The sequence below is a fragment of the Streptomyces sp. MUM 203J genome (assembly GCF_022414595.1).
Lineage (GTDB): Bacteria > Actinomycetota > Actinomycetes > Streptomycetales > Streptomycetaceae > Streptomyces.
On the sequence record NZ_JADWYO010000015.1, the window covers coordinates 48,691 to 61,666 of the forward strand.

Annotated in this window: 9 protein-coding genes; 4 read left to right on the forward strand and 5 right to left on the reverse strand. The window is 69.6% G+C overall.

Annotation, left to right across the window (positions count from 1 at the left end; translation table 11 throughout):
• Nucleotides 1–8: 8 nt before the first annotated feature.
• From I3F58_RS11190 to I3F58_RS11210, 5 genes are all read right to left on the reverse strand, one after another.
• Nucleotides 9–968 (reverse strand): ABC transporter permease, encoded by a 960-nt coding sequence (locus tag I3F58_RS11190; protein WP_240108170.1) that lies wholly within the window; start codon nt 966–968, stop codon nt 9–11.
• Complete coding sequence (locus I3F58_RS11195; protein WP_240108171.1) at nt 961–1,890, reverse strand: ABC transporter permease; 930 nt, start codon at nt 1,888–1,890, stop codon at nt 961–963. The genes I3F58_RS11190 and I3F58_RS11195 overlap by 8 nt, the downstream gene beginning before the upstream one ends.
• Before the next feature lie 133 nt (nt 1,891–2,023).
• The gene (locus I3F58_RS11200; protein ID WP_240108172.1) at nt 2,024–3,640 is read right to left on the reverse strand and encodes an ABC transporter substrate-binding protein; all 1,617 of its coding nucleotides are present in this window, start codon (nt 3,638–3,640) and stop codon (nt 2,024–2,026) included.
• A 413-nt stretch (nt 3,641–4,053) separates the two neighbouring features.
• Nucleotides 4,054–5,961 carry a translational GTPase TypA gene (gene typA, locus I3F58_RS11205; RefSeq protein WP_240108173.1) on the reverse strand — a complete coding sequence of 636 codons (1,908 nt, stop codon included), beginning with the start codon at nt 5,959–5,961 and terminating at the stop codon, nt 4,054–4,056.
• 324 nt (nt 5,962–6,285) lie between these two features.
• Nucleotides 6,286–8,676, reverse strand: coding sequence for an ABC transporter substrate-binding protein (locus tag I3F58_RS11210; RefSeq protein WP_240108174.1), 2,391 nt, complete (start codon nt 8,674–8,676; stop codon nt 6,286–6,288).
• Nucleotides 8,677–8,967: 291 nt separating this feature from the next.
• On the opposite strand from I3F58_RS11210, the gene I3F58_RS11215 reads away from it, so the two are divergent.
• From I3F58_RS11215 to I3F58_RS11230, 4 genes are all read left to right on the forward strand, one after another.
• Nucleotides 8,968–9,189 carry a hypothetical protein gene (locus tag I3F58_RS11215; RefSeq protein WP_374207950.1) on the forward strand — a complete coding sequence of 74 codons (222 nt, stop codon included), beginning with the start codon at nt 8,968–8,970 and terminating at the stop codon, nt 9,187–9,189.
• Nucleotides 9,190–9,428: 239 nt separating this feature from the next.
• Entirely contained in the window at nt 9,429–10,238 is an 810-nt protein-coding gene (locus tag I3F58_RS11220; RefSeq protein ID WP_240108176.1) for a hypothetical protein, read from the forward strand.
• Between the two features lie 17 nt (nt 10,239–10,255).
• Nucleotides 10,256–12,169, forward strand: coding sequence for a fumarate reductase/succinate dehydrogenase flavoprotein subunit (locus I3F58_RS11225; protein WP_240108177.1), 1,914 nt, complete (start codon nt 10,256–10,258; stop codon nt 12,167–12,169).
• Nucleotides 12,166–12,957, forward strand: coding sequence for a succinate dehydrogenase/fumarate reductase iron-sulfur subunit (locus I3F58_RS11230; protein ID WP_240108178.1), 792 nt, complete (start codon nt 12,166–12,168; stop codon nt 12,955–12,957). The genes I3F58_RS11225 and I3F58_RS11230 overlap by 4 nt, the downstream gene beginning before the upstream one ends.
• Nucleotides 12,958–12,976 lie beyond the last annotated feature (19 nt).

Genomic DNA, 12,976 nt, shown 5'->3' on the forward strand with positions numbered 1-12,976 from the left:
CGCCTCCCTCAGCGCAGCTTGGGGTCGAGGGCGTTGCGGACCGCATCGCCGAACATCAGGAACGAGAGCACGGTGATCGAGACCATCACGGACGGAATGATCAGCACATAGGGCGCGTTGCGCAGCTGCTCACGGCCGCTGGAGACATCCACGCCCCAGGAGACGGTCGGCTCGGCCAGACCGACACCCAGGAAGGACAGCGTCGCCTCGGCCGCGATGTAGCCGCCGAGCGCGATGGTCGCGACGACGATGATCGGGGCCAGCGCGTTGGGCAGGATGTGCCGCATCAGGATCCGCCAGGTGGAGGCGCCCAGCGCCTTGGCGGCGACGACGTAGTCGGCCTGCTTGATGGTGATGACCGAGCCCCGGGAGACCCTCGCGATGGACGTCCAGCCGAGGAACGCCAGAGCCAGGATCACCACATAGACCTCACGGGTCTCGAAGGCGGTGAGGATGACCATGGCGCCGAGCAGGAAGGGAACGCCGAAGAAGATGTCGGTGACCCGGGACAGCAGGGCGTCCACCCAGCCGCCGAAGTAGCCGGCGAGCATGCCGACGAACGTGCCGAGGAGCGTGACCAGGATGGTCACGCCGACGCCGACGAGGATCGAGGCGCGGGCGCCGTACAGCACACGGGCGTAGATGGAGCGGCCCTGGCCGTCGTAGCCGAGCCAGTCCGGCTGGAAGAAGTGCGTCCAGTTCGGGTGCTGGAGGTAGTGGTTCGCCAGGTCGGCGTCCCGCGGCGAGGCGCTGGTGAACAGCCACGGGAAGAACGAGATCACCAGCAGCAGCACGATGAGCCCGGCCGATATCAGGAACATCGGCTGGCGGCGCAGGTCGTGCCAGGCGTCGGACCAGAGGCTGCGCGGCTTGCCCGGGGCGGGACCCGTCTCGGAGACGGTCGCGGCGTCGGTCGCCGTGACCGTCGTGGCCTTCTCGGCCGTGGTCTCAGCGGTCTTGTCAGGCATACCGGATCCTCGGGTCCAGGACCGCGTACAGCAGGTCGACGAGCAGGCTGGCGAGCAGGTAGACGAGGACGATCAGCGATGCGATGCCGACGACGGTGGCGCCCTCACGGCGGAAGAGCGCCTCGTAGATGGCGAGACCGACACCCTTCACGTTGAAGATGCCCTCGGTGACGATGGCGCCGGTCATCAGGTTGCCGATGTCGGTGCCGAGGAAGGTGACGACGGGAACCAGAGAGTTGCGCATCAGGTGGATGCCGACGATCCGGCGGCGCGGCAGGCCCTTGGCGACCGCGGTGCGCATGTAGTCGGCACGCAGGTTCTCGGCCATCGACGTACGGGTCAGCCGGGCCACGTACGCCAGTGAGAGTGAACCGAGCACGATGGCTGGCAGGAAGAGGTCCCCGAAGTTCTCGGAGTCCGTGACCGTCGGCGTCACGAGCTGGAACTGGAACGCGAAGATGTACTGCATCAGGTAGCCCAGCACGAAGGAGGGCATGGAGATCAGCACGAGGGTCAGCGTCAGCAGACCCTTGTCCCGCACGGAGTTGGGGCGCAGACCCGCGATCACGCCCAGGCCGATGCCGACCAGGACCGTGAACGCGAAGGCGAACAGCGTGAGCCGGATCGTGACCGGGAACGCGTCAGCGATGATCTCCGCGATGGGGCGCTTACTGGCGATCTCCGTACCGAAGTCACCCTGGATCAGGTTGGTCAGATAGTTCCAGTACTGGACCAGCAGCGGCTGGTCCAGCCCCAGGTCGTGGCGCAGGGCCTCGATGATCGCCGGGTCCCGGCTCTGCTCACCGGCGAGCGCTCTGACGGGGTCGCCTGGGAGCGCGTACATCATGCTGAAGATCAGGAATGTCGATCCGATGAACACCGGGATCATCTGGAGCAGTCGTCGTGCGACGTAGCGCCCCATGTGGTGCCTCCGTGAGGGGTTGACGCGGTCCGGAGGGCTGCCGGGGTGTCGGTGGGTGGCAGCCCTCGGACCACCGCCGCCGTCGGATCACCGACGGCGGCGGTTGACGGCCGAGTGGGGTGGGCCCGCAGGCTTACTTGACGGTGACCTGCGGCAGCTCGATGTCGCCGTGGAAGTCGACGACGACGTTGTCGACGCCCTTACCGTGGCCACCGTTGATGCGGTAGTACCACAGCGGGATCGACGGCATCTTCTCGAGCAGCTTCTTCTCGACCTCCTGGTAGGCCTTCACGGCCTCTTCCATGGAGGTGGCGTCGTCGCCCTTGGCCATCATCTCGTCGATCTCCTTGTCGGAGAAACGACCGTTGTTGGACTCGGCCTTGGAGTGGTACAGCTCCTTGAGGAAGTTGACGTTGACCGGGTAGTCGGCCACCCAGCCGCCGCGGTACATCGACTTCACCTGGTCGTTGTCGCGGGCCTCGAGGTCGGTCGGGAAGTCCGGCTTCGGGTCGCCGACGCAGTCCACACCGGTGGCGTTGCGGATGGACTCGCAGACCGCGGTCACCCACTCCTTGTGGCCGCCGTCGCTGTTGTACTGGATGAACAGCTTGTTGTCGGGGACGCCGCCGCCCTCCTTGACAAGCTTCTTCGCCTTCTCCGGGTTGTACGTGAAGACGTCGGTGCCCAGGTCCTGGTTGCCCTTGACCTGCGGCGGGGTCCAGCTGTTCGCCGGGGTGCGGGTGTTGTTCAGGACGGTCTTGGTGATCGTGTCACGGTCGATCGCCATGGACAGACCCTGGAGGACCTTGGGGTCGATGTCCTTGAACGTCTTGCTGTAGAACGCCGGGACCAGCGTCTGGATGGCCGAGTACGGCTGCTCGATGGCGCCGTCGCCCAGGTCCTGCTTGTACTTCGGCAGGTCCGTCGGGCCGACCTGGCGGATGATGTCCAGGTTGCCGGAGACGACGTCGCGGTAGGCGGCCTCGACCGTGGCGTAGTTCTTGAACTGGATGCCCTTGTTGGCAGCCTTGTTCGGGCCCTTGTAGTCGTCGAAGGCCTTGACCTGGATGAGCTTCTTGTGGTCCCACTTCTCGAACTGGTAGGGACCGTTGCCGACCGGCTTCTGGCCGAACGCCTTCGGGTCGTCGAAGAAGACCTTCGGGAGCGGGGCCCAGGTCGCGTAGCCCAGCTTGTAGTTGAAGTACGGGACCTTCGTCTTCAGCGTGATGGTGAAGGTGGTGTCGTCGATCGCCTTCAGGCCCGACATCTTGTCGGCCTTCGGGTCACCCTTCTCCGGGTGGACGTCGTCGTAGCCCTCGATGTCCGAGAACCAGAAGGAGTTCTGCTGCTTGTTCTTGGCGTTGGCGTACCAGTTCCACGCGTCGATGTACGACTGCGAGGTGACGGCCTCGCCGTTGTGGAACTTCCAGCCCTCCTTGAGCTTGACGGTCCACACCTTGGAGTCCTCGGTCTCGACGGACTCGGCGTTCGTGAGAACGATCTCGCCGTTGCCGTCGAAGTCGAGCAGCTGGGTGAAGAGCGACTGGATGACGTACGAACCGTTGGACTCGTTCGTGTCGGCCGGGATCAGCGGCTTCTGCGGCTCACCGACATCGATCGAGACATAACCGGCCGGCTTGCCGCTGCTGTCGTTCTTGCTGTCGTCACTCTTGCTTCCACCGCAAGCAGTGGCGGCCATGGCAACGGCGATCGCGCCTGCCACCCACTTGGCGCTCTTCGCACCCCGCATGGGTTCCTCCTCATGAGTCACTTGTCACTGAATGAGAGGCATGCGCGAGCGACCGACACCCCTGACGGCGTTCGCGCACCTGCCCCTGTGTGTGCTCGTGAGTCGGCGCGCTCCCCACAGCGCGTGACCCATTGACCCGAGCTCAGTGGAGCCAACTATTAAGTACGACGGGTCCGTAAACCACACTTAAAGGGTCTCGTTTTGACAACATCACTCCACCCCGGGTGACCGAAATCCGGACAAAACGATCACAGACAGACACCCGCGAAACGGACTGTTAACCCATGTTCCGGTGCGCGGAGATCGATATCCGGACAGCGCCGGGGAGGCGGAGGGGCAAACGGATTGACGAAGGGCCCGGCCCTGTGTCGGATGCGACACAGGGCCGGGCCCTCGGGCCGGGACGGGAACCGTCAGCCGTGCTTGGCGCGGGACGCGGCGCGGGCACGCTCGCGGGCGTCCAGGTTCACCTTGCGGATACGCACGGCCTCCGGGGTCACCTCGACGCACTCGTCGTCGCGGCAGAACTCCAGGGACTGCTCCAGGGACAGCTTGCGCGGCGGAACGATGGACTCCGCCACATCGGCCGTGGAGGAGCGCATGTTGGTGAGCTTCTTCTCCTTGGTGATGTTGACGTCCATGTCGTCGGAGCGGGAGTTCTCACCGACGATCATGCCCTCGTACACCTCGGTGCCCGGCTCCACGAACAGCACGCCGCGCTCCTGGAGGTTCGTCATCGCGAACGCGGTGACGGCGCCGGAGCGGTCGGCCACCAGCGAGCCGTTGTTACGGGTCGTCAGGGTGCCGAACCAGGGCTCGTGGCCCTCGTGGATGGAGTGCGCGATACCCGTGCCGCGGGTCTGCGTCAGGAACTCCGTACGGAAGCCGATGAGGCCGCGGGACGGCACCACGAACTCCATGCGGACCCAGCCGGAGCCGTGGTTCGACATGTTGTCCATGCGGCCCTTGCGGACGCCCATGAGCTGCGTCACGGCGCCCATGTGCTCCTCGGGCACGTCGATCGTCATGCGCTCGACGGGCTCGTGGACCTTGCCGTCGACCTCCCTGGTGACCACCTGCGGCTTGCCGATGGTCAGCTCGAAGCCCTCGCGGCGCATCGTCTCGACGAGGATCGCCAGGGCCAGCTCGCCACGGCCCTGCACCTCCCAGGCGTCCGGGCGCTCGGTGTCGAGGACGCGCAGCGAGACGTTACCGATCAGCTCGCGGTCCAGGCGGTCCTTCACCTGGCGGGCGGTGACCTTGCGGTCCTTGACGGCCGCCTTGGCGTCGGCGCCCTTGCCGGTGCCACCGCGGCCGACCAGCGGCGAGGTGTTCGTGCCGATGGTCATCGAGATGGCCGGCTCGTCGACCGTGATCAGCGGCAGCGCGACCGGGTTCTCCGGGTCCGCCAGGGTCTCGCCGATCATGATGTCCGGGATGCCGGCGACGGCGCAGATGTCGCCCGGGCCCGCCTTCTCGGCCGGCTTGCGGGTCAGCGCCTCCGTCATCATCAGCTCGGAGATGCGGACGTTCTGAACGGATCCGTCACGCTTCATCCACGCGACGGTCTGGCCCTTCTTCAGCTCGCCCTGCTGGACACGCAGCAGCGCGATACGGCCGAGGAAGTTGTCCGCGTCCAGGTTGGTCACGTGCGCCTGGAGCGGCGCCTCGTCGTCGTACACCGGGGCCGGGATGTGCTCCAGGATCGTGGAGAAGAACGGCTCCAGGTTCTCGGAGTCCGCCGGGACCGTGCCGTCCTCCGGCTTGGTCAGCGAGGCGACGCCGTCACGGCCGCAGGCGTAGACGATCGGGAACTCGATCTGGTCCTCGTCCGCGTCCAGATCCAGGAACAGGTCGTACGTCTCGTTGACGACCTCGTCGATCCGGGCGTCCGGGCGGTCCGTCTTGTTGATGCAGAGGATGACCGGCATCCGCTGCTGGAGGGCCTTGCGGAGCACGAACCGGGTCTGCGGCAGCGGACCCTCGGACGCGTCCACGAGCAGCACGACGCCGTCGACCATCGACAGGCCGCGCTCGACCTCGCCGCCGAAGTCGGCGTGGCCGGGGGTGTCGATGATGTTGATCGTGATCGGGGCCCCGCCGTCCTTGGGGTGATACTTCACCGCCGTGTTCTTGGCGAGGATCGTGATGCCCTTCTCACGCTCCAGGTCGTTCGAGTCCATGACGCGGTCGTCGACCGAGTCGAGCTGGTGGGCGGCGAAGGCACCCGCCTGCTTCAGCATGGCGTCGACGATGGTCGTCTTGCCGTGGTCGACGTGGGCGACGATGGCGACGTTACGGATGTCGTGGCGCGTGGGCATGAGTGGCTGGCGCTTCTCTCGGATCGTGGGTGCGGCGTCTCTTTTTCCTCAGTACGCCCGCCGGGCAGATGCGCCACGGCTGTGTCCCATGGTACGGGGCTGCCGCGCGAACGGCGCCCCGGGCATGATCGGGGAGCTTTCCCCGGGCCCCCGGGGCCGCCCCGCAGGGGGCTTTCCCCGCACCGCCGCTCCCCGGGAGCGGGGCCGCTTCCCCGGCGCCTCCTCGGGCTCCGGTGGGACCGGGTCCGGTCCCACCGGAGCCCGAGGAGGCGCACCGGAAGCACGATCAGGAGGGTCCGGGGGGCGAAGCCCCGGTCTCGGAGGCTACTTCTTCTCCGGCGCCCGGAAGCCCACGTTCTCGTACCGCGGCGTCCTGAACCCGAACGCCCCCGCGTTCACCACCGTCCTCTTCACCGCCACCAACTGCGGACGCTGGTAGAGCGGAATGGACCCGGCCGCCGCCCAGATGCGCGCGTCGGCCTGCCGTACGAGATCCCGCGCGGCCTTCTCGTCCAGCTCCGCCGCCGCCTGCTCGAAGAGCTGGTCGATGTGGTCGGTGCCGACCCGGGTGTAGTTCTGCTCGACGAGCAGGGAGCCGTCCGTCGCGGGCGACGGCTTCGCGAAGATAGGACGGCCGTCGGTGGCCGGGTAGGCCGTGCCGGGCCAGGAGTAGAGCGCCAGGTCGTAGTCGCCGGAGGCGATGTGGTCCTTGAAGAAGCTGTCGTCGGAGACCTTCACGATCTCGGTGCGGATGCCGATCCGGTCCAGCATCCGCACGATCCGGTCGCCGACCGTGCGCAGGGCCTCGGAGCCGGGGCCCGAGGGAAGCACGAAGCGCAGGCTCAGCGGCTGACCGTCTTTGCCGAGCGGCCCGGCGGCGGCCCGCGCCGACTCGGGATCGGCGGGGGCGGGGGCGGCGGTGCCCCGGGGGGCGTAGGCGCCGGGAACTCCGTCGGCCCTGGCCGTCTGGCCGGGGCCGGAGCCGTCCTTGGCGTCGGCCTCGCCGTCGGCCCCGCCCGCGGCGGCTTCCGCCTTCGCGCCGGTCAGGGCCTCCGTGAGCGCGCGGGCCTGGCGCACGAGGGCGCTGTGGAGGGCGGCCACGGGTGCGGGGGCCAGGATGTGCGTGTTCTTCTCGTCGCCGCTCCTGGCGTCGTCGCCGCTCTTGTCGTCGCCCACGATGTACAGGCCCTCGTCGGAGGCCCGGTCGGCGGCCTTGTCGGAGGCCGTTTCCGCCGCCGCACGTGCCGTCGGCGACGGGCTGCCGGAGGCCGCCCCGCCCGGCCCGGACGGCGACCCGGAGGCCGGGGCCTTCGACGCCTCCGCGCCCGCCTTCGTCCCGTCCTTGGGCGTCGCCGTCGCCCGCGCGCCCGCCGTGGTCCAGCCCGCGTCCGCGAGCAGCGCGAGGGCCTCCTCCGTGTCCTGTCCGCCCAGGGCGCCGCTGCTGTCGGCGTACGCGGCCTGCCCGGCCAGCGCCAGGTGCGAGCCGACCGGCTCGGCGGGCAGCCCCAGCGGGTCCAGCACCGCCTCGGCCAGCTCCTGCCGGTCCAGCGCCCGGGCCACCGCGCGGCGCACCCGCTCGTCGGCCAGCGGCCCGGCCTCGCCGTTCAGGGCCAGCTGGGTGTAGGCGGGCTCCAGGGTCTTGCGGACGACGTAGCCGCGCAGGGCGGCCTGCTCGGCGGCGTACGCGGCGAAGGCCGCCTGGTTCTGCTCGCGGGCCTCCCGCTCCTCGGCGGCCTTGTCCTCGTCGGATCCGTAGGCGACCGCCCATGACCGGATCGCGTCGGCCGGGGTGATCGTGACGCCCGGCCCGTGGGCGAGCGGCCCCGCGCCCCCGGCGTCCTTGGCGGCACGGGCGATCCGGGCGGCCACGGAGGGATCGATCTCCGCGATGTCGAGCGTGCCCCCGGCGAGGGCGGCGGCCCGCTTCTCGCGCGGGACGGCGCGCAGGACCAGGGTCTGGAGCTTGGGTGCGGCACCCCACCACCGCGGGTTGCGGACCAGGGTGACGGACTTGGCCTTGCTGTCGGTCGCCTTGATCTGGAAGGGCCCGGCGGTCTGCGCGAGCTTGGTGCGGGCCCTGTCGTTGAAGGCGTCCGGCGAGCCCATCACCTCTTTGGGGTAGAGCGGTGAGAACAGCGCCTTCCAGTCACCGTAGGGCTTGCTGAAGGTGACCCGGACCTGGAGGTCGTCGGCGCCGCGCTCGATCTTCGCGATGCGCTCGTAACCGGCGTTGCGGGCGGTCCAGTACGCGCTGTTCCTGCCGTTCAGGGCGCGCCACTGGGCGACGAAGTCGGGGGCGCCGATCTCCCGGCCGTCGCTCCACACGGCCTGCTGGTGGAGCTTGTAGAGCACGACCTGCCGGGGCTCGCGCTCGACGATCTCCGCGGACTCCAGGTAGTCCGGGTTGAGCCGGGGCCTGCCGCGCTCGTCGAGGGTGAAGAGCGTGGGCAGCACGGCTCCGGTGACCCGGCTCGTGGCGGCGTCGGCGTCCGCCTGGAAGGCGTTCAGCGTGCTCGGCAGGGCGTCGACGGCCCAGCGGAGGGTTCCGCCGTCGGCGGTGCGGTCGCGCGCTGTCGGCGCGATATCCACGGGGGCGGCGGCCTCGGAGCGGTTCTCCTCGTCCCCGGAGCCGCAGCCGGCGAGCACGGAGACGGCGAGGACCCCGCTCGTGAGAAGCGCGGCGGTCCTGGTGGGGCGGGCGCCGACCTGGGACATGACGTGTACCTCTTCGTCCGGTTCGGGAATTTAGAGATGATCACACCTATTGCCCATACACTGAAGACGACACGGAGGGCGAAGCGGCGGCGACACGTCGACACGGGCCCCGAAGCCCACCCGTGCGGCCCAATGTCTCCGCCCGAGGTGTCCGGAAGCGGTGCACGCGGAACAGTGGAATCCGTGCACGCGCACTTCACAACGAGGGGCGTGACACGCGACACTTCCAGGCGCGTGTCAGCCGCCCGCGATTCGCGGAAGTGAGGGCAACGAATGTCGCTCCAGGACGATTTGACCGCAGTCAAGCGCAGCCTCGACGAGCTGGTCCGCTCGGTGGGACAGCTCGAACGGGATCTGGCGCGGGAGAAGGGGACCCAGCCGCCGCCGTCCGGGACCGCGCAGCGGCCCGCGGCCGAGCCGATGGTGTCCGTGCCGGACACGCCGTATGACGCGTCCAAGTGGCGCGGCGCGGAGGACGAGGGCCTGGGCCACCCGGGGCGGCACGCGCCGTAGCGCCGGCCCGCCGCGGTTCCGCGCCGGGGCGGGCAGGGGTGACCGTCCGGCAGCCCTGCGGGCCTGAAGGCCGCCCCGCCGCGCCCGCTCGTTCCGCCCCGGGGGTTCCCCTCTGGCGGAGGGACGTGTCCCCGAGGCGGGGACGGCGGTACCGGCCCCGGGCGGCACGGCGAATCGGCGACACGGCGACACACACTGCACGCCCGCAGCAGGAGAAACCGTCACTCCCGGAGGGCCCCTTGGCCACAGGTACTGAACCGCCAGGTGTGCACAGCCCGGGGCGGGCCGCCATCGCGGCCCGCCACCTCCGTACCGACAGGTGGTGGCTGGCACCCGCCGCCACCGCGGCTGGACTGCTCGCCTTCGTCGTCTACTCGACCTGGCGGGCGTTCGCGAACGCCGACTACTACGCCGCCCCCTACGTCTCCCCGTTCTACTCGCCCTGCCTCGCGGAGAACTGCGTCCCCATGCAGGACGGCCCCAACTGGGCGCTTTTCGGGAGCTGGTGGAGCCTCTCCCCCGCCCTGCTGATCCTGGTCTTCCCGCTCGGCTTCCGGCTGACCTGCTACTACTACCGCAAGGCCTACTACCGGGGTTTCTGGGCGTCTCCCCCGGCCTGCGCGGTGGCCGAGCCGCATCGCGCGTACAGCGGCGAGACCCGCTTCCCGCTGATCCTCCAGAACATCCACCGGTACTTCTTCTACGCCGCCCTGCCGGTCGCCGGAATCCTCACGTACGACACGGTGCTGGCCTTCCGGGACGCCTCCTACGCCTGGGGCCACATGGGTCTGGGCACGGTCGTGTTCCTGGTCAACATCGTGCTGATCTGGGCGTACACCCTGTCCTGCCACTCCTGCCGGCACATCGTCGGCGGCAGGCTCCGGCACTTCTCGAAGCACCCCGTCCGCTACCGCGCGTGGACCTGGGTGGGGCGGCTGAACGCCCGCCACATGCAGCTGGCCTGGGCGTCCCTGCTGAGCGTCGCCGTCGCGGACCTGTATGTGTACCTGCTCGCGACCGGTGCCTTCGACGACCCGCGCTTCTTCTAGAAAAGGGTGCCTTCTTGATGACGCAAGCGGAACGGCAGCAGTGGGACGTCGTGGTCGTCGGTGCGGGGGGCGCCGGGCTGCGCGCGGCGGTCGAGGCCCGGGAGCGCGGCGCCCGTACCGCTGTGATCTGCAAGTCTCTGTTCGGCAAGGCGCACACGGTGATGGCCGAGGGCGGCATCGCCGCGTCCATGGCCAACGTCAACCCGGGCGACAACTGGCAGGTGCACTTCCGCGACACCATGCGGGGCGGCAAGTTCCTCAACCAGTGGCGGATGGCCGAGCTGCACGCGCGCGAGGCGCCGGACCGGGTGTGGGAGCTGGAGACCTGGGGCGCCCTCTTCGACCGTACGAAGGACGGGCGCATCTCCCAGCGCAACTTCGGCGGCCACGAGTACCCACGCCTCGCCCATGTGGGCGACCGGACGGGCCTGGAGCTGATCCGCACCCTCCAGCAGAAGACGGTCTCCCTCCAGCAGGAGGACAAGGAGGAGTACGGCGACTACGAGGCCCGGCTGAAGATCTTCCAGGAGTGCACGGTCACACGGATCCTCAAGGACCCGGACGGCCGGGTCTCCGGTGTCTTCTGCTACGAACGCGAGTCCGGGCGCTTCTTCGTGCTGGAGGCCCCGGCGGTGATCCTGGCGACGGGCGGGATCGGCAAGTCGTTCAAGGTGACCTCCAATTCCTGGGAGTACACGGGCGACGGCCACGCACTGGCACTGCTGGCCGGGGCGCCGCTGCTGAACATGGAGTTCGTGCAGTTCCACCCGACGGGCATGGTCTGGCCGCCGTCGGTGAAGGGCATCCTCGTCACCGAGTCCGTGCGCGGCGACGGCGGGGTGCTCAGGAACTCCGAGGGCAGGCGCTTCATGTTCGACTACATCCCGGACGTCTTCAGGGAGAAGTACGCGGAGACGGCGGACGAGGGCGACCGCTGGTACGACGACCCGGACCACAACCGCCGCCCGCCGGAGCTGCTGCCGCGCGACGAGGTGGCGCGGGCCATCAACGCGGAGGTGAAGGCGGGGCGAGGCTCCCCGCACGGCGGGGTGTTCCTGGACGTGTCGTCCCGGCTCCCGGCGGAGGAGATCAGGCGGAGGCTGCCGTCGATGTACCACCAGTTCCGGGAGCTGGCGGATGTCGACATCACGGCCGAGCCGATGGAGGTGGGCCCGACCTGCCACTACGTGATGGGCGGCGTCGCGGTCGACTCCGACACGGCCGCGGCGGTCGGGGTGCCCGGGCTGTTCGCGGCCGGTGAGGTGGCGGGCGGTATGCACGGCTCGAACCGGCTGGGCGGCAACTCGCTGTCGGACCTGCTGGTGTTCGGGCGGCGGGCGGGCCTGCACGCGGCGGAGTACGCGGCCGGGGTGACCGCGCGCCCCGGCGTGGCCGAGGACCTGGTCGCGGAGGCGGCACGGGAGGCGCTGCGCCCCTTCGGCGCGGACGGCACGGCCGGCGAGGGCCCGGCGGAGAACCCGTACACCCTCCACCAGGAACTCCAGCAGGCCATGAACGACCTGGTCGGCATCATCCGCCGGGCGGAGGAGATGGAACGGGCGCTGGAGAAGCTGGCCGGGCTGCGGGCGCGGGCTGCGCGGGCCGCGGTCGAGGGCCACCGGCAGTTCAACCCGGGCTGGCACCTGGCGCTGGACCTGCGGAACATGCTGCTGGTCAGCGAGTGCGTGGCGCGCGCGGCACTGGAGCGCACGGAGAGCCGGGGCGGGCACACCCGGGAGGACTTCCCCTCGATGGCGCGGGAGTGGCGCAGGGCGAACCTGCTGTGCCGCCTGGCGGACGCGGACTTCGCCGACGGCGGCCGGATCGCCCTGGAACGGACGGCGGCCGAGCCGATCCGCCCCGACCTCCTGGACCTGTTCGAGAAGGAGGAGCTGGTCAAGTACCTCGCGGAGGAGGAGCTGAGCGCATGACGTCGCCCGAGGGACAGGGACAGGGACCGTACGAGGCTCACTTCAAGGTGTGGCGCGGGGACGCGGACGGCGGCGGTCTGGAGGACTTCCGGGTGGAGGTCCACGAGGGCGAGGTCGTCCTCGACATCATCCACCGCCTCCAGGCCACCCAGGCACCGGACCTTGCGGTGCGGTGGAACTGCAAGGCCGGCAAGTGCGGCTCGTGCAGCGCGGAGATCAACGGGCGGCCCCGGCTGCTGTGCATGACCCGCATGTCGGTGTTCACCCGGGACGAGACGGTCACGGTCACCCCGCTGCGGGCGTTCCCGGTGCTGCGGGACCTGGTCACGGACGTGTCGTACAACTACGCCAAGGCCCGGGAGGTCCCGGCCTTCGTGCCGCCCGCGGGGCTGGCGCCGGGCGACTACCGGATGCACCAGCAGGATGTCGCCCGCTCCCAGGAGTTCCGCAAGTGCATCGAGTGCTTCCTGTGCCAGGACACCTGCCACGTGGTGCGGGACCACGAGGACAACAAACCGGCCTTCGCGGGCCCGCGCTTCCTGATGCGCGTCGCGGAACTGGACATGCACCCCCTGGACGCGGCGTCCGAGAAGGGCCTGGACCGCCGCCGCACCGCGCAGGAGGAGCACGGGCTGGGCTACTGCAACATCACCAAGTGCTGCACCGAGGTGTGCCCCGAGGAGATCAGGATCACCGACAACGCGCTGATCCCGCTGAAGGAGCGGGCGGTGGACCGGAAGTACGACCCGCTGGTGTGGCTGGGGAACCGGATCCGGCGGCGGGGGTGACGGCCGGCCCTCGGGGGGA